Origin of the sequence: Paenibacillus turpanensis, from assembly GCF_011421635.1 — a bacterium.
Taxonomy (GTDB): domain Bacteria; phylum Bacillota; class Bacilli; order Paenibacillales; family YIM-B00363; genus Paenibacillus_AK; species Paenibacillus_AK turpanensis.
The window spans coordinates 100,438-117,706 of the sequence record NZ_WTLI01000001.1 but is presented as its reverse complement, the minus strand read 5'-3'; the positions used below and the strand labels follow the sequence as shown (position 1 = coordinate 117,706).

General features: G+C 49.3%; 16 protein-coding genes. All 16 read left to right on the top strand.

Translation table 11 applies throughout. The features are described 5' to 3' along the window. The 16 genes from GQS10_RS00560 to GQS10_RS00485 all read left to right on the top strand — a co-directional run bounded on the left by GQS10_RS00560 (position 1) and on the right by GQS10_RS00485 (position 17,236). On the top strand, positions 1-432 hold the full coding sequence (locus tag GQS10_RS00560; protein WP_166237927.1) for a hypothetical protein: 432 nt from the start codon (positions 1-3) through the stop codon (positions 430-432). 13 nt (positions 433-445) lie between these two features. Continuing rightward, positions 446-1,231, top strand: coding sequence for a FliA/WhiG family RNA polymerase sigma factor (locus GQS10_RS00555; protein WP_166237925.1), 786 nt, complete (start codon positions 446-448; stop codon positions 1,229-1,231). 35 nt (positions 1,232-1,266) lie between these two features. After that, on the top strand, positions 1,267-2,682 hold the full coding sequence (locus GQS10_RS00550; protein WP_341804979.1) for a DUF342 domain-containing protein: 1,416 nt from the start codon (positions 1,267-1,269) through the stop codon (positions 2,680-2,682). A gap of 18 nt (positions 2,683-2,700) precedes the next feature. Further along, positions 2,701-3,030, top strand: coding sequence for a hypothetical protein (locus tag GQS10_RS00545; RefSeq protein WP_166237923.1), 330 nt, complete (start codon positions 2,701-2,703; stop codon positions 3,028-3,030). Between the two features lie 38 nt (positions 3,031-3,068). Further along, positions 3,069-3,653, top strand: coding sequence for a DUF6115 domain-containing protein (locus GQS10_RS00540; protein ID WP_166237921.1), 585 nt, complete (start codon positions 3,069-3,071; stop codon positions 3,651-3,653). Continuing rightward, on the top strand, positions 3,646-4,146 hold the full coding sequence (locus GQS10_RS00535) for an endolytic transglycosylase MltG (RefSeq protein ID WP_166237919.1): 501 nt from the start codon (positions 3,646-3,648) through the stop codon (positions 4,144-4,146). The genes GQS10_RS00540 and GQS10_RS00535 overlap by 8 nt, the downstream gene beginning before the upstream one ends. Before the next feature lie 169 nt (positions 4,147-4,315). Then, positions 4,316-5,014, top strand: coding sequence for a 30S ribosomal protein S2 (gene rpsB / locus GQS10_RS00530; RefSeq protein ID WP_166237917.1), 699 nt, complete (start codon positions 4,316-4,318; stop codon positions 5,012-5,014). Between the two features lie 122 nt (positions 5,015-5,136). Further along, positions 5,137-5,787 carry a translation elongation factor Ts gene (gene tsf, locus GQS10_RS00525; protein WP_166237915.1) on the top strand — a complete coding sequence of 217 codons (651 nt, stop codon included), beginning with the start codon at positions 5,137-5,139 and terminating at the stop codon, positions 5,785-5,787. A gap of 75 nt (positions 5,788-5,862) precedes the next feature. After that, a complete protein-coding gene (pyrH, locus tag GQS10_RS00520) occupies positions 5,863-6,588 on the top strand; it encodes a UMP kinase (RefSeq protein WP_166237913.1) in 726 nt (241 codons plus the stop codon). A 2-nt stretch (positions 6,589-6,590) separates the two neighbouring features. Continuing rightward, a complete protein-coding gene (gene frr, locus GQS10_RS00515) occupies positions 6,591-7,145 on the top strand; it encodes a ribosome recycling factor (protein WP_166237911.1) in 555 nt (184 codons plus the stop codon). 66 nt (positions 7,146-7,211) lie between these two features. Then, the gene (locus GQS10_RS00510) at positions 7,212-7,976 is read left to right on the top strand and encodes an isoprenyl transferase (RefSeq protein ID WP_166237909.1); all 765 of its coding nucleotides are present in this window, start codon (positions 7,212-7,214) and stop codon (positions 7,974-7,976) included. Between the two features lie 34 nt (positions 7,977-8,010). Then, a complete protein-coding gene (locus GQS10_RS00505) occupies positions 8,011-8,805 on the top strand; it encodes a phosphatidate cytidylyltransferase (RefSeq protein ID WP_166237907.1) in 795 nt (264 codons plus the stop codon). Positions 8,806-8,822: 17 nt separating this feature from the next. Beyond that, on the top strand, positions 8,823-9,968 hold the full coding sequence (locus GQS10_RS00500) for a 1-deoxy-D-xylulose-5-phosphate reductoisomerase (protein ID WP_166237905.1): 1,146 nt from the start codon (positions 8,823-8,825) through the stop codon (positions 9,966-9,968). A gap of 77 nt (positions 9,969-10,045) precedes the next feature. Continuing rightward, positions 10,046-11,302: an RIP metalloprotease RseP gene (gene rseP / locus GQS10_RS00495; RefSeq protein ID WP_166237903.1), complete on the top strand. Its 1,257-nt coding sequence runs from the start codon at positions 10,046-10,048 to the stop codon at positions 11,300-11,302. Between the two features lie 15 nt (positions 11,303-11,317). Further along, positions 11,318-12,775 (top strand): proline--tRNA ligase, encoded by a 1,458-nt coding sequence (gene proS / locus GQS10_RS00490; protein WP_166237901.1) that lies wholly within the window; start codon positions 11,318-11,320, stop codon positions 12,773-12,775. Between the two features lie 135 nt (positions 12,776-12,910). Beyond that, positions 12,911-17,236, top strand: a complete 4,326-nt coding sequence (locus GQS10_RS00485; protein ID WP_166237899.1) for a PolC-type DNA polymerase III — start codon at positions 12,911-12,913, stop codon at positions 17,234-17,236. Positions 17,237-17,269 lie beyond the last annotated feature (33 nt).

The following is a 17,269-nucleotide window of genomic DNA, read 5'->3' as shown; positions in this document are numbered from 1 at the left end:
ATGATAGGCAGCATACGATGGAACCTTGGCTCTGGATTGGCTGTTGCAGCAGTTGTGTTTCTTGTGTCGATTCAGGGCAATCCATTTGTTTTATCCCTTCTAAGAAGCTTGTATTCCTTTGCCATGATTTTTATTTTCGTGTTTGGAATTCGGTACGCCTTTGGCACCTTGCTGAAGGCTGAGCCCAATTCATCCGGAGGGGACTCGAACCATGGGAAGGGCGGTTCGGTAGATTACGTTACCCCTCCAGATGATTTGGACGTAAAGGGGTTATACCAAAGTTCTGAAAGCGATTCCGAGCAACACTCGGCTGAAGCAGAAGAATCGGATGATTTTGTCCCTTTCCAGCCTCCACGAATTGTTCGAAAGGAAGAAAACGTTGATCCGGAGGAACTGGCGAAAGCAATCCGCAGCAAATTAAGCGACGAATGAAAGTGGTGAGACCATGACCGTACAAAAAGTAACGAAGACGCAAACAGAGGACCTCTGGAAGCTTTGGAAGGAAGCTGGCGATAAGGAAGCGCGCAAAGAGCTGATTGAAAATTATCTTCCTCTTGTGGATTATGTATCCTCCAGGCTGGCCATCGGACTGCCGAAGAATGTATCTAGGGACGATTTATCCAGTTATGGTATTATGGGCTTAATTGATGCTGTGGAAAAGTTTGAGCTGGAGCGCGGACTGCAGTTTGAAACGTATGCTTCCTGGCGTATACGCGGGGCGATTATCGACGGATTGCGACAAGGAGATTGGGTCCCGCGCTCGGTACGCGAGAAAGCAAAGAAAGTAGAAGACGCTTACCAGAAGCTTGAACAGCAGTATATGCGTACGGTTTCCGACGCGGAAATATGCGAGTACTTAGATATTTCGGAAAAAGAGTTTCAAGCCATGCTCCAGGATATCGCCGTCACTACGATTTGTTCGCTTGAGGACCCGATCCGTGAAGAGGAATCGGAAACACGGCTTTCTCTGCTTGTGGATGATAAGGCGGTCAGCCCGGAGCGTAAAGTCAACGAAATTTATCTAAAAGACGCTCTTGCCAAAGCAATTTTAAGATTGACGGACAAGGAGCGTACCGTCGTATCCCTGTTATATTACGAGGATTTATCCTTAAGTGAAATTGCGGAAGTCATGTCCTTATCCCCATCTAGAATCTCACAACTTCATTCCAAAGCAATTTTAAGGCTTAAGGGAGTGCTGGGCAGGTATAAAAGCCAGCTCATGCATGACTAATTTTTTTTGGTGTTCGCACCGTTAGGGGGAGAACTGTGAGCAATCCGGATTTTTCGTTGGATGAGTTCGTTACTCTTGCAATCGCTGATGATAAGTTAACGGCAGAGATGCGTGTGATGCGAGTGGACGAGAAGGTCGCTTTTTCAGTTGAGCAGGTCGAGCAGTATTTGCAGTCTTACGGCGTAGTATATGGTCTGCGTCACGAGGTATTGAAAAAATTTGCTGAATCGCCGCAAGGCTTTAGCGGGCAAACGATTGTAGTTGCCGAAGGACAGGCTCCGGTCAAGGGCGAGGATGGGAAAATTGTTTCCGAATTCGATTGGGAAAGCGAAGGAGTTCGACCGCAGACAAACGAAGACGGAACGGTTGATTATAAAGAAGTCGTTAAGCTGAAAAATGTGAAAAAAGGCGAGCTAATCGCGGAACGGATATTGGCAACCGCAGGACAAGCGGGAATGCTTGTGACGGGTGAGGTTGCAGCAGCGAAGGACGGACGTGAGGCGTACTTTAAAGTCGGCAAAAACGTTGTCACCGATCCTGAGAAGATGAAGCTGTATGCAGCAATTGACGGACTGATAACGAAAACCGAAAAAGATAAAATTAATGTATTCCCTGTATATGAAGTAAATGGGGATGTCGATTATAATATTGGGAATATTGATTTTGTCGGGAATGTCGTGATCCGTGGGAATGTACTGACGGGCTTTCGTATTCGGGCAGCCGGCGATATTCGTGTAGTAGGCGGAATTGAAGGCGCGGAGCTGGAGGCCGGCGGATCTATTGATATCACAGCGGGTATTACAGCGAACCATAAGGGCTTGATTAAAGCAGGGGAAAATGTAAAGACCTCGTTTATTCTAGAAGGCAATGTCGAGGCCGATAAAGACGTAATCGTTAGCCAAAGCATCATGCACTCCAAAGTGAAGGCAGGAAAAGATGTCATTTGCAATGGCGCGAAAGGGCTTGTCGTTGGCGGGGTGATCCAGGCTGGCGAGAGAGTCGTGGCTAGGACAGTCGGGAATTCTACCTCCACGGTTACGGTTATTGAGGTTGGTGTTCTTCCTGAATTGCGAAACGAGCTGGTAGAGCTTCGAAGCCAGATTAAATCTCTGGAAGAAAATTTGATGAAAACAGAGCAGGCGCTAGCCTTGCTGAATCAACTGGCTTCCGTAGGACAATTGAATCAGGAAAAAATGGCGATGCGAATCCGGTTAAACCATACCAAAAAGCAGACGCTGGAAGAACAGGCGGTTCTTAAGGATCGGGTACTGGAAATTGAGCATTCGCTAGAGGATACGGAACGGGCCAGAGTGGATATCAACGGAACGATCTACGGAGGTTCTAAAATTGTAATCGGCAGGTATACCCGGTTTGTCAAAGACCCAACGCCGAAAATCTCTTTCCGTTTAATTGACGGGGAAATCGCTCAGGTCTCAAACTTCAATTCGTGATGATTGGAGGGCGAATGAATGAACTTTAAGCCCGTAGAACTGCAAATTGCGCTGCCGCGTGTAAACGATGCTGCGCTGCTCCAAAGCCAGCTGCAAAACAAAATGACTGCGGAGCAGGCACAGCAGGGGAAAGATGAGCTGAGACGGACGGAGGCCATGCGCCAAAAGAGTGCCAAGGTTCAAGAATCAGATGCCGTAGTCATTCACGATGAGCATGGAGCCAAAAATCCGTACAACCGAAGCAAAAAGCAAAAAAAACGGTCCCCTAACCGCGAGCGGCATGAAGAGGACTCGAAGCAGGAGCGGCCGCATCCTTTTAAAGGGCAGCATATTGATTTCAAGCTCTAGGCGACATAAAATTTTTGACAGATTGGGTGATCGTAAACTTGGAGCCATGGCAAGTCATCGTATTACTTGGAGCGGTAATTTTATTGTACGCATTTATGCTGCCTAAAAAGCCTGCGTTGAAAGCCGAAGATCAGGGGGGAATTCCCAATGACTTTGAGCAGACGATGGAGGCTTTTGCTGTCGAATTCGAACAGGAAAACAAGCAGCTGATGAACGTAATTTTAGAGATGAAGCAGGCTCATGCCGAGGAAGTCGGAGGCCTGAAGCAAAAGCTGCAAAAACTGGAAATGAACAGCGATGAAATGGCGTTTTTAAAAGAACAAATTTCTTGGCTAAAGGAACAACGCTTCGATCAAGCGGCTAGAACGGTTCAGCCTGCGGAAACTGTCCAAAACGTTTCTGAAACGATCGAGCCGGAAGCTGAAGCTGTAGCGGAAGCTGAAATGGTTCCAGAGGAGCAGCCGATGGAAAAGCAGACGATGAAGCAGCGCTACAGCGAGCTGTTTGAGCTGCACGAGCAGGGGAAATCGGTTGAGTACATAGCGAAAAAGCTTTCTATGAATAAAGGCGAAGTCCAGCTAATTATTGGGCTAGCGGAGCGGGAGGAGGATTCCCGTGTCTGATAAAAAACGATTTCTGTATGGTCTCGGATGGGGGATTATTGGCACAGCCTTAATCATGCAGCTGCTTACCTTTGCACAGGAGGGTCCGGGCAAGACTCTTCCTCCACAGCCTGGGGAAGCTGCGCAGGACACCGTCGAGGTCGTAAAAGAAAAAGCTTCAGCTCATGGCTATGAGTTAGTAAAGAAAGGCGAGAAGCTTTACACGCAGGAAGAAGTGGCCAAGCTTCAGCAGACTGCGGCTGAAGAAGCGGCGAAGAAGGCGGCCGCAGAGCAGCAGCAGGAAATGAAAACGGCGTTGATTATAACGGAGCAATCGAGTGCAACGTCCATTGCCGATGCGTTGACAAAATTAGGTCTCGTATCGAGCCGGAATCAATTTTTGACAGCACTTGCAGAACAGCAGCTGAATCAAAAGCTGCAGATTGGCACCTATGTGTTCGTGGGTAAGCCGGAGCTGGCGGAAATTATAACGCGAATTACCATTAAGCCATAGGGATAGTTCCGGTTGCATTGCATCTGTCGATTATGGTATATTAAATGTCGGTTGTAATCACGCACGCGCCTTAATTCGACTAAGCGGTGCTTCTGGAAACAGAAGTCTTAGCGAAGATGCGAGACGCGGAGGACACCATAAAAAACCAATTTAGAGGAGGTGTGTGGAGATGGCAGTTATTTCCATGAAGCAGCTTCTTGAAGCTGGGGTACACTTCGGTCACCAGACCCGTCGTTGGAACCCGAAAATGGACAAATACATCTTCACCGAAAGAAACGGGATTTACATTATTGACCTTCAGAAGACGGTCAAAAAAGTTGAGGAAGCGTACAACTTTGTTCGCAACCTGGCTGCTGAAGGCGGCACGATGCTGTTCGTCGGAACAAAAAAGCAAGCTCAAGATTCCGTTGCTGAAGAAGCAGAGCGCTGCGGTATGTACTTCATTAACCAGCGTTGGCTCGGCGGCACGCTGACAAACTTCCAAACGATTCAAAAGCGTATCGATCGTTTGCATGAGCTTACTCGTATGGAAGAAGACGGAACATTCGAAGTTCTGCCGAAGAAAGAAGTTATCTTGCTTCGCAAAGAGCAAGAGCGTCTTGAGAAATTCCTCGGCGGCATTAAGAATATGCGCAAGCTTCCTGACGCACTGTTCATCATCGATCCTCGTAAAGAGCGTATCGCTGTTGCAGAAGCGCGCAAGCTTGGTATTCCGATCGTTGGTATCGTTGATACAAACTGCGATCCGGATGAAATCGATTATGTAATCCCAGGTAACGATGACGCAATCCGTGCTGTTAAGCTGCTTACAGCGAAAATGGCGGATGCTGTTGTCGAAGCTCACCAGGGCGAGCAAACGACTGCATAATTATTCGAATTAAAGGAACAACAAATAAGGGTAGGAGAGGTTGAAAACCGAACCCTACCCTTTTTTATGGATACAAACTTACACTTCTAAACATGAAGTTTAATTCAAGGAGGATACATAACATGGCGGTTAACGCGTCCCTAGTAAAAGATCTGCGTGAAAAAACAGGCGCAGGAATGCTGGACTGCAAAAAAGCATTGGAAGAAGCAAATGGCGATTTGACTCGCGCGGCGGAACTTCTTCGTGAGAAGGGTCTTTCTGCAGCTGCGAAAAAAGCAGACCGTGTCGCTACTGAGGGTGTAGTTGAAGCTTACATCCACGGTGCAGGCCGGATCGGCGTACTCGTTGAAATCAATTCCGAAACGGACTTCGTTGCGAAAAACGCTCAATTCAAAGAATTTGCGCGTGATATCGCAATGCACATTGCTGCAGCTAGCCCGCGTTACATTCGTCGGGAAGAAGTGCCTGCAAGCGAAATCGAGAAAGAACGCGAAATCTTGAAGGCGCAGGCAATCAATGAAGGCAAGCCGGAAAACATTGCAGAAAAGATGGTTGAAGGCCGCGTTAAGAAATTCTACGAAGAATACTGCTTGCTGGAGCAGCCGTTCGTTAAAGATCCAGACAAAACAGTTCTGCAGCTGTTGAACGAAAAAATCGCAACGATCGGGGAAAACCTTTCGATCCGTCGTTTCGCGCGCTTTGAGCTTGGCGAAGGTTTAGAGAAGAAGCAAGAAAACTTTGCCGAAGAAGTTATGGCGCAAGTGAAACAATAAGAAGAAGACTGACGGGAACACGCTGTGTTCCTTCTTTTTTAGCTTTTGAATAGGTTCGAAACGGAGGTAGTCCCATTGAGTGAGCCAGTATACAAACGCGTCGTATTAAAATTGAGCGGGGAAGCCCTGTCCGGTCAAGCTGGATACGGGATCGACGCTGGTATGATCACCACGGTTGCCGAGCAGGTGCAGGATGTCGTTGAGCTTGGCGTGGAAGTGGCTGTCGTCGTTGGCGGAGGCAATATCTGGAGAGGAATTTCCGGTAGCGCCAAAGGAATCGATCGGGCCACGGCCGATTACATGGGAATGCTTGCCACGGTAATGAATGCACTTGCGCTGCAGGACGGACTGGAAAAGATCGGTGTGCCGACCCGTGTGCAAACTTCGATCAACATGCAGCAGGTTGCCGAGCCGTACATACGCAGACGGGCCATCCGCCATTTGGAAAAAGGCCGTGTTGTCATTTTCGCAGGGGGAACCGGCAATCCGTACTTCTCCACGGATACGACTGCCGCGCTTCGTGCAGCGGAAATTGAAGCTGAAGTCATCCTGATGGCGAAAAATAAAGTGGACGGCGTGTATTCCGCCGATCCGTTCAAGGACGCGAATGCTGAGAAATATGAGCGTTTGACGTTCCTCGAAGTGTTAAACAAAGGTTTGGGAGTTATGGACTCCACCGCTTCTTCTTTATGTATGGATAACAACATACCATTAATTGTTTTCTCTATCACAGAACAGGGCAACATCAAACGCGCTGTACTTGGGGAGAAAATTGGAACAGTCGTACAGGGGAGTGTGTAAACATGCCGCAAAGCATTAAGAAAAACGCTGAAGAGCGTATGGATAAAGCAATCGCTGCGCTAAAGCGCGATCTTGCTACACTGCGTGCGGGGCGAGCGAATCCTGCATTATTGGATCGGATCCAAGTCGAATACTACGGTTCGATGACACCGATTAACCAAGTGGCCTCAATCACGACTCCAGATCCTCGGACCATCGTTCTTCAGCCTTGGGATAAATCTGCACTGTCGGCCGTAGAGAAAGCGATCATGAAGTCCGATCTGGGGCTTACACCGTCCAGTGACGGAACGATCATCCGCATTGTCGTGCCTGCTTTAACAGAAGAGCGCAGAGCAGAGCTCGTGAAAATGACGAAAAAATTCGGCGAGGAAGCGAAGGTTGCGATCCGCAACATCCGCCGCGACGCGAATGATGATATTAAGAAGCTGGAAAAGGATCAAATCTCCGAGGACGAATCCCGTCGCCACCAGGAAGACATCCAGAAAACGACGGATAAGTTCACCGCAGAGGTTGATAAGATTTTGGCAGCGAAAGAAAAGGAAATCATGGAAGTATAAACGCGTATCCGCACACCCCCCGTTTCGGGGGGTGTCATGGTTCACGCCGATGTTGGGGGATTCGATATGAAGGAACGGTTGAACCTCTGGTTCGGAAAAACGAAACAGGCGGATCGAGTCGATATTACGTCCGGGAAAATCCCGAAGCATGTTGCAGTAATTATGGACGGCAACGGACGCTGGGCGCGTAAGCGTGGTCTGCCGCGTGTGGCAGGGCATCATCAAGGAATGAAGAATGTAAAGCAAATCACGATGACAGCCAATGATCTAGGGATCGAAATTTTAACGTTGTATGCATTTTCAACAGAGAATTGGAAGCGGCCTAAAGATGAAGTTGATTTTCTTATGAAGCTTCCGCAGGAATTCCTTGGTTTGGAAATAGAGGAATTGATTAAAAATAACGTGCAAATCCGTATGATGGGCAGCCGAGAGGGCTTGCCTGAGCATGCTTTACGGCCGATTGAAGAAGGTATTGAGCGTACGAAGAACAATACAGGACTTATCTTAAATTTTGCTCTGAATTACGGCGGCAGAAAAGAGCTTCTTTATGCGGCGAAACAGCTTTGTGAGTCTGTCTCACGCGGTGAGCTGAAGCCAGAGGAGCTTACCGAGGAGCATATGGAAGCTGTGCTGCAATCAAGCGGTCTTCCGGACCCGGATCTGCTTATTCGAACAAGCGGAGAGCTTCGTGTCAGCAATTTTATGCTGTGGCAAATGGCGTATACCGAAATGTGGTTTACCGATGCGCTGTGGCCGGAGTTTACGAAAGAGCATTTTTACGAAGCGATCGCCGGGTATCAGCAGCGCGCCAGACGTTTTGGCGGCATATGAGGAAGGGCGCAATACGTCAACGGGGGGTTACGGCATGAAGCAGCGGATGATCACAGGGATCTTGGGAGCTGCCGTGTTCTTATCGTTGCTGTACGTAGGAGATGTTCTATATACGGCACTTATCGTCTTACTTGCGATCATGGGGTATTTTGAATTTGTTCGAATGAACCATTCCCGACCCACAGATGCGGCTGCTATAGTAGGTCTGCTTGGCGTCTTGTATTTTGTTGTGCCGTGGAAAAACCTCTTCGGCATTACGGTTCCGCCTTATCCGACCGTCGTATGGCTCATGATGTTTTTGTTTTTTGCAATTACAGTCCTTTCGAAAAATAAGACGAGCATCGATAAAATCGCGCTTTTATTTATTGGGACGATTTATATCGGTTTCGGATTTTACTATATGATATATACTAGACTAGGGGATAATGGGCTCTTTTGGACGGCACTGCTCTTTGCCTGCATTTGGCTGAGCGATACGGGAGCTTACTTTTTAGGTCGTACTCTTGGAAAAACATTATTATGGCCATCCATATCTCCGAAAAAAACAGTAGAAGGCGCGCTGGGAGGAGTTGTATTCTCCGTTTTGTCCGCGGTAGTATTTTCACTGCTTCGCCCGGATTTGCTTACGATGGGGCATGCGCTTACGATCGGGATCGCAGCGGCTGTTCTCGGACAAATGGGCGATTTAATTCAATCCGCGTATAAAAGGGTGCGGGACGTGAAGGATTCAGGGAATTTACTTCCCGGACATGGTGGAGTGCTGGATCGCACGGACAGCTGGATTATCGTATTCCCAATCATGCATTTGCTGTCTCTCATCCCGTATTAACTAGGGGGATTAACGAATTGAAAGGTATCAGCATACTTGGCAGTACAGGCTCGATTGGAACGCAAACGCTCGATGTCGTTAGTTGGCATCCAGAGCGTTTTCATGTCGTGGCCTTAGCCGGAGGGTATAACCTTCCTCTTCTTTATGAACAAATCGTAAAGTTTCAACCGAAGATGGTATCGGTTGCGACCAAGGAGCTTGCAGAGCAGCTTCGGCTGCAGCTCGGTGTGAAGGCTTCCGATACTCGTATCGTGTACGGGGAAGAGGGACTCATTGAAACGGCTTCTGCGGATGGTGCGGATGTTACGGTCACTGCTATCGTCGGCAGTGCAGGGCTGCTTCCGACGCTTCGTGCCATTGAGGCGGGCAAGACGATAGCGCTGGCCAACAAAGAAACGCTTGTCAGCGCCGGACATTTGGTAACAAGCGCTGCGGCGCGAAAAGGAGTTACTCTGGTACCGGTGGACAGTGAGCATTCCGCCATATTCCAGTGCTTAAACGGTGAGCCGCCTGAAGCGATCGCGAAGCTGATCATAACGGCATCCGGGGGAAGCTTCCGTGACCGGACACGCGCTGAGCTTGCCCATGTTACAGTAGAGGACGCATTGAAGCATCCGAATTGGTCCATGGGAGCGAAGATCACCATCGATTCGGCAACGATGGCCAACAAAGGCTTGGAGGTTATCGAGGCAAGATGGTTGTATGATATCGGGTACGATCGGATTGAAGTACTGATTCATCCGCAGAGCATTATTCACTCTTTAGTCGAGTTTCATGACGGAAGTGTAATGGCTCAGCTTGGCGTCCCGGATATGCGGGTACCGATTCAATATTCGCTGACTTATCCGGAACGCTTAACGAACGATGCGCCGAAGCTGAATTTAGCGCAGGCGGCTGCTCTTCATTTCCGCGAAGCGGATTTCGACCGTTATCCGATGCTTCGGCTTGCCTACGATGCAGGAAAGGCTTCTGGGACTGCCACTACGGTATACAATGCGGCGAATGAAGTGGCTGTTGCTCGTTTTATGCGCGGCGAAATTCCATTCTTACAAATTGAATCGATTGTGGAAGATGCCCTTTCCTCGCACGAACGGATAGAGAACCCGAGCTTGCAGGAAATAATGGAAGCCGATTGTTGGGCAAGAAAAAAGGCTGAATTGTGATTCTCTTGTGTGGGTATTGAGAATAATGTTAATCTTAGGACATACTTGCATGGGGAGAACAAAGGAGGCAACCGGTCATGTTCACACCGCAGGTGATACTGCAGATCATTTTAATGTTTTTTGTCTTGGTTACACTGCATGAATGGGGACATTTCTACTTTGCCAAGCGGGCCGGTATTCTTGTAAGGGAATTTGCGATTGGCTTCGGCCCGAAAGTCGTTTCTTTCCGTAAAGGGGAAACTCGATATACGCTTCGTTTGCTTCCAATCGGCGGCTACGTGAGAATGGCGGGGGAAGACCCGGAAATCGTACATATAGCGGAAGGGCAGACGCTTGCTCTTGGACTGCGAAATGGTACGGTTACACATTTATATTTGGATAAATTGGACGACCACCCGACCGCAGTGCGCGGTGAAGTACAGAAGATTGATCTCGATCATCGTTTATTTGTGGAGCTGGACGTGGATGGAGACATCCAAAGATATCCGGTAGATCCACAGGCGATGATGGTGACAAAGGGACAGGAGACACAAATCGCTCCTGTTAACCGTCAATTCGGCAGTAAAACGGTCGGACAGCGGGCGCTGGCAATTTTTGCTGGCCCGTTTATGAATTTTATTCTTGCTTTTGTGCTGTTTGTCGTGTTTATGTTTATGAGCGGCATTCCGCAGGCAGTCAAGCTTGGCTCCGTTGAGCCAGACACAGCGGCAAGCGAAGCAGGACTTATGGCCGGCGATGTAGTCGTTGCCGTTAACGGTGAGACGGTTGGCTCTGACCCACGCAAGCTGGTCAGCCTAATTACGGATTCGCCTGAAAAATCGATGACCTGGACGCTTCAGCGCAACGGTGAAACGATTGAGAAGAAGGTTACGCCGCGCCTCAAGGACGGGAAAGGCTATGTTGGTATTCGCCCGCAGGTATTGGCGCGCGGCGCAACCTTCCCGGAAGCGATTAAAGGGGCATGGACGACGACGATCGAATCTTCGGAACAAATTTTAATCGGCTTTAAGCGCCTGGTGCTGCTGCAGTTTAAGCTGGATGACCTAGGCGGTCCGGTACGGATCGTGGAAGTAACTGGGGAATATGCGGCGGCCGGTCTGGAATATTACATTTTCTGGACAGCTTTATTCAGCTTATATTTGGGCTTGTTTAATTTGCTTCCATTTCCGGCGCTTGACGGCAGCAGGCTTCTCTTCATCGGACTAGAAGCGCTGCGCGGCAAACCGATTGATCCGAACCGGGAAAGCATGGTTCATTTTATTGGCTTTGCGATGCTCATGCTGTTAATGATCGCTGTAACTTATAACGATATTTTACGCTTATTCCGCGGATAAGAAGGGGTTTCATTTATGTCGAAAGAGAACGACAAGCAGTTTGTGAAAGAAATTACGCCGCAGGCGGAGGATTTTTCGCGTTGGTATTTGGACGTCATCCGTAAAGCGGATTTAATGGATTACGCACCGGTCAAAGGCTGTATTGTCTTTAAGCCGGACGGCTTTGAAATTTGGGAGCTGATTCAGCGCGAGCTGGACACACGCTTTAAGGAAACAGGGCACCGGAATGCCTACTTCCCGCTATTTATCCCGGAAAGCTTCTTCCAGAAAGAGAAGGAGCATGTTGAGGGCTTTAACCCCGAGCTGCCATGGGTAACCGAGGCGGGGGGAGAAAAACTGGAGGAACGCCTCGCTGTTCGTCCAACTTCGGAAACGATGATCGGCCACATGTATTCCAAGTGGATCAATTCGTATCGTGATCTTCCTGTATTGATTAACCAATGGGCTAACGTAGTCCGTTGGGAAAAGCGGACGCTGCCGTTCCTGCGCACAAGTGAATTTTTGTGGCAGGAGGGCCACACGGCTCATGAGAACGAGGCGGATGCGCGTGAAGAGACGATGAAGATGCTGGAGATCTATCGTTCTTTCGTTGAAGATTTCTTAGCGATTCCGGTCATTACCGGCCAGAAGACGCCATCCGAGAAATTCGCCGGCGCGGTAGACACCTTCTCCATCGAAGCAATGATGAAGGATGGCCGCGCGGTTCAAGCAGGTACATCGCATTATCTTGGAACGAACTTCGCGGAAGCGTTCGAAATTAAATATTTGGACCGCGATAATACGCATCAATTTGTGCACACCACCTCGTGGGGGGTAAGTACGCGCCTAATGGGTGCACTGATCATGGTGCATGGGGACGACCGCGGCTTGGCGCTTCCGCCGAAGGTTGCGCCGACACAAGCAATTATGATTCCAATCGGACCGCCGAAGACACGCGAGCAGGTGATTGCTAAGGCGGACGAGCTGTTTGCGCAGCTGAAGGCGGCCGGAATCCGCGTCCGCATGGATGATCGCGCAGATGTAAGCCCAGGCTGGAAGTTTAATGAATACGAAATGCGCGGAGTGCCGATTCGGATCGAGCTTGGACCGCGTGATATCGAGAACGGACAGGCTGTACTGGTTTCACGAATTACCGGTGAAAAACGTCCGGTTGCCTTGGATTCCTTAGTTGAGGAAGTGCAGCGTTTACTCGAGGAAACGCAAGTGCAAATGCTTGAAAAGGCAAAACAGTTTATGCAGGACCATTTCCGTTCCATCGATCAGCTGGACGAGCTGAAAACCGGCGATGGAGAAAAGCTCAAAGGCTTTGTCCTTGCCGGCTGGTGCGGATCGGAAGCGTGCGAGCGTCAGGTGAAGGAAGAAACCGGTGCGACGAGCCGTAACATTCCGTTCGAAACGAAAGAGCAGAAATCGACCTGCCTCGTTTGCGGAGAGCAAGCAAAGCATACGGTCGTATTTGCAAGAGCGTATTAATATAAGGGGATTCTATCTCTTTTGCAGTTTCAGTAAGGTTGTTGTCGGCTTGATGCGTTCGTTCCTTTTCGAACCCTCAAGCCTTTCTTTTTTTACTCAAGGATCCGTTCACATAGACAGGGGAGGAGACGGAACGTGAGCAATGCAGTGGAAAAGCAGAATCGCTTCGAGCTTTTGTTGAAGCAGACGGAAATTGCACCTGATCTCGTGCAGACGTATTTTCACGACGGGTGGATCGAGCGCTTGGAATGCGGGAAGTCTTCGCAGCAGTGGACGTTTTATATCGGGGTTAGGCGAATGATTCCTGCCGAGATTTATACGGCGTTCGTGCGTAAAATTCATGAGAAGCTGGCTCATATCGCGCATGTGCGGGTGTTTCTGATCGTCGACGATTCAGTTCCGGACTCGGCGATTGTTCCCGAGTATTGGGGATTGTTTATCTCTTGGGTGCAGAAAGAGGTTCCTTCGGTGAACGGCTGGTTAAGCCGGGCCTCTATTGAGGTGGAAGGAAATAAAGTTTCTGTAGCCATCGCGGAATCGACGTTTTTGGAGCTGGCCAAGAAAAAAGGCATCGATGAGCTGGTGCAAACCTTTTACGGCCGATATTTTAATAGAAAGCTTGTCGTCAAGCTTCAGCAGCAGCAAATCGGAGAGCAGAAGCAGGAGGAATACGAACAGTTCATGCAGCGCTTGCGCGATGAAGAGCGTGCACTGACGCAGCAAATGATGTCGGCAGTCGTATCCGAGCAGGAGCCGGTTGAAGCGCCGGATGCGGATTTGAGGCTGATGATGGGCTATGAAATCAAGGACCCTCCGGTACCGATTCAACAAATACAAGAAGAAGAAAAGAAGGTTACCGTTCAGGGCTATGTATTTAATCTTGACGTTCGTGAGCTGAAAAATGGAACGACCCTGTTTACGTTCTGCTTAACGGACTATACCGATTCAATTCAAATGAAAGTGTTCGCGAAAAATAAAGAAGACGTTAAGATTATGAAGCTGATGGAAAACGGCAAATGGATCCGGGCCAGAGGCAAGGTTGAGCTGGACCGCTTTATGATGGTTCCCGAGCTGGTCATGATTCCGTCGGATTTGGTGGAGGTTACGCCTCCCAAAGAACGGATGGATGAGGCCGAGCAGAAGCGGGTTGAGTTTCATCTGCACACGTCGATGAGTACGATGGATGCGACAACATCCGTCGATCAATATATAAAGCTTGCCGCCAAGTGGGGGCATAAAGCGATCGCAATCACTGATCACGGAAACGTGCAGTGTTACCCCGAGGCGGAAAAAGCAGGGAAGAAGAACGGCATTAAGATCATATACGGGCTGGAAGCGAATGTCGTTAACGATTCGGTAGCTGTTGTGATGAATGCGGATGAGACGGAGCTGGAGCAGGCGACTTATGTGGTGTATGACGTCGAGACTACCGGTCTGTCCGTAACGGCTAATAAAATTATCGAACTTGCCGGAGTAAAGGTACAGAACGGTAAAATCATCGATACGTTTGCAACATTCGTCAATCCGCATGAGCCGATTCCATATCATATTCAGCAGCTGACCCATATTACCGATGACATGGTCGTAGACGCACCGGATCTGCCGGACGTGCTTCCAAAGTTTTTGGAATTTGCCGGCGATGCCGTTATGGTTGCGCATAATGCTAGATTTGATACCGGCTTCCTGCAGGCAGCGTGCCGGCAGACCGGAGCGCCGGAAATGAATAATCCAGTGCTGGATACACTGGAAATGGCGCGTCTTCTGTACCCGTCGATGAAGAACCATCGACTCAATACGTTAGCCGACAAGTTCAAGGTTAGTCTGGACAACCATCACCGTGCGATTGATGATGCGAAGGCGCTGGCGAATATCCTGTTCCACTTGGTAAAGGAAGCGATGGAACGCAGGCTGACGACATTGAACCGATTAAACGATAATGTCGGCAAGGATTTATCCAATACTAGACCGTTTCACTGCTGTATTTATGCGCTGAATGAGGTAGGGAAGAAAAACATATACCGGATCGTGTCACTTTCACATACCGAGTATTATAATCGTGTGCCATGTATCCCGAAATCGAAGCTGGAGGAGCTGCGAGAAGGGCTGCTTATCGCATCAGGCTGCGAAAAGGGCGAATTTTTTGAAACGGTGCTGAATAAATCGCTGGAGGAAGCCGAGGCGGTAGCGCAATTTTACGACATTCTGGAAATTCAGCCGCCTACCGTTAACCAGCATTTGGTGGACAAAGGGTTAGTAAACGGCATCGAGCTGCTGGAGCAGGCGAATCGGACGATTTGTGAAATCGGCAAGAAGCTGGGGAAACCGGTGATAGCAACCGGGAATGTACATTACTTGAACCCAAGAGACAAGATGTTCCGCGATATAACGATTCTTGGGATTACGGGCTTTAGTCCGCTCAAGGATCAGAAAAAGCCAGATGTGCATTTGCGTACAACGAACGAAATGCTGCGTGAGTTTGAGGGGCATTTGGGCAAGGAGCTTGCCTTTGAGGTCGTTGTTCGCAACACGTCGGAGCTGGCTGACCGTTTTGAACAATACGCCTTGTTCCCTGACAAGCTGTTTACACCGATTATTGAGGGCGCGGACGACGAAATTCGCGACAAATGCTATAACCGGGCCAAAGAGCTTTATGGCGAGCCATTGAATGAAATCATCACTGCACGCCTGGAAAAAGAACTGGTACCGATCATTAAATATGGCTTCTCCGCGAACTATTTGATTTCCGAGCGTCTTGTTAAAAAATCGAACGAAGACGGCTATCTCGTTGGTTCACGTGGTTCCGTCGGTTCGTCGGTCGTGGCTACGTTTCTTGGGATTTCTGAGGTAAATCCGCTTCCGCCGCATTATATTTGTTTAAACAGTCAGTGTAAGTTCAGCGAGTGGTTTACGGACGGCTCCTACCCAAGCGGATTTGACCTCCCGGACAAGAATTGCCCGAACTGTGGAGGCAAGCTGAAGGGCGAGGGCCAGGATATTCCGTTCGAAACGTTCCTTGGCTTTAAAGGGGACAAGGTTCCCGATATCGACTTGAACTTTTCCGGGGAATACCAGCCTGTCGCCCATAACTATACGAAAGTGCTGTTCGGTGAGAAAAGTGTTTTCCGTGCCGGGACAATCGGTACCGTGGCAGAGAAAACGGCTTTCGGATTTGTAAAGAAGTATGAGGAAGAGCATGGCAAAAAGTGGCGGAATGCCGAGCTTAACCGGTTGGCGAACGGCTGCACCGGCGTAAAGCGGAGCACCGGCCAGCATCCGGGCGGAATCGTCGTTGTGCCGGATTATATTGAGGTAGAGGACATTACCCCGGTGCAGTATCCTGCCGATGATACATCGGCGGAATGGAAAACGACGCATTTCGATTACCATGCCTTTGATGCGAATTTGCTCAAGCTCGATATTCTCGGACACGACGATCCGACGATGATGAGGGCGCTGCAGGACCTGACGGGCATTGACCCGACGACAATTCCGATGAATGACCCGAAGGTCATGTCGATTTTCTCCTCAACGGATGCGCTGGGCGTGTCTCCTGAGCAAATACGCTCACCGGTCGGCACTTTTGGGGTACCGGAAATGGGAACAAAATTTGTTCGCCAGATGCTTGAAGAAACGCAGCCGAAGACATTTGCCGACTTGCTGCAAATTTCCGGTTTGTCCCATGGTACCGGGGTTTGGCTCGGCAATGCGCAGGAGCTGATCAAGTCCGGCATCTGCAACATTAAAACCGTTATCGGCTGCCGCGACGATATCATGCTGTTCTTGATTTACAAAGCGGGCATGGAGGCGGGTCTGGCCTTCAAAATTACCGAGAGCGTACGGAAAGGCAAGGGTCTTACCGACGAATGGATCGAGGAGATGAAGCGCTGCGGCGTGCCGCAGTGGTATATCGATTCATGCTTACGCATCGAGTACATGTTCCCGAAGGCGCACGCCGCCGCATACGTTATCTCGGCTGTGCGTACCGCCTATTTTAAAGTGTATCATCCTCTGCAATATTATTGTGCATACTTCTCCATTCGTGCCGCGGACTTCGATATTGATTTGTTCTGCCGCGGGTACGATGCGATTAAAGCGAAGCTGATCGAAATTGAAGAAAAGGGCCACCAGGCGCTGCCGAAGGAGAAGGCGATGATTTCGATCTTGGAAATGGCGCTGGAAATGACGGCTCGCGGGTTCTCCTTCAAGCCGATCGATCTGTACAAGTCCGACGCGACAAAGTTTTTGATCGAAGGAAGCTCTCTTATTCCGCCGTTTTCGGCGATGCAGGGCATTGGGGAAAACGCCGCGAAAAATATTGCCGCCTCCCGTGAGGATGGCCCATATTTATCGATCGAGGATTTCCAGTCCCGTTCTAAAGCTTCCAAATCGATTATTGAAATATTGGGCGCGATGGGCTGCTTTAGAGGTTTGCCGGAATCGAATCAGCTGTCCTTATTCTAGGGCTTGGAGGCACATCTGTTATACTGCCCTTGT

Bases quoted from the DNA above. Each gene is read 5' to 3' on its own strand.
- tsf (WP_166237915.1), top strand. From the start codon at position 5,137: ATGGCGGTTAACGCGTCCCTAGTAAAAGATCTGCGTGAAAAAACAGGC.
- frr (WP_166237911.1), top strand. From the start codon at position 6,591: ATGCCGCAAAGCATTAAGAAAAACGCTGAAGAGCGTATGGATAAAGCA.
- GQS10_RS00560 (WP_166237927.1), top strand. From the start codon at position 1: ATGATAGGCAGCATACGATGGAACCTTGGCTCTGGATTGGCTGTTGCA.
- GQS10_RS00510 (WP_166237909.1), top strand. From the start codon at position 7,212: ATGAAGGAACGGTTGAACCTCTGGTTCGGAAAAACGAAACAGGCGGAT.
- GQS10_RS00545 (WP_166237923.1), top strand. From the start codon at position 2,701: ATGAACTTTAAGCCCGTAGAACTGCAAATTGCGCTGCCGCGTGTAAAC.
- rseP (WP_166237903.1), top strand. From the start codon at position 10,046: ATGTTCACACCGCAGGTGATACTGCAGATCATTTTAATGTTTTTTGTC.
- proS (WP_166237901.1), top strand. From the start codon at position 11,318: ATGTCGAAAGAGAACGACAAGCAGTTTGTGAAAGAAATTACGCCGCAG.
- GQS10_RS00555 (WP_166237925.1), top strand. From the start codon at position 446: ATGACCGTACAAAAAGTAACGAAGACGCAAACAGAGGACCTCTGGAAG.
- rpsB (WP_166237917.1), top strand. From the start codon at position 4,316: ATGGCAGTTATTTCCATGAAGCAGCTTCTTGAAGCTGGGGTACACTTC.
- GQS10_RS00505 (WP_166237907.1), top strand. From the start codon at position 8,011: ATGAAGCAGCGGATGATCACAGGGATCTTGGGAGCTGCCGTGTTCTTA.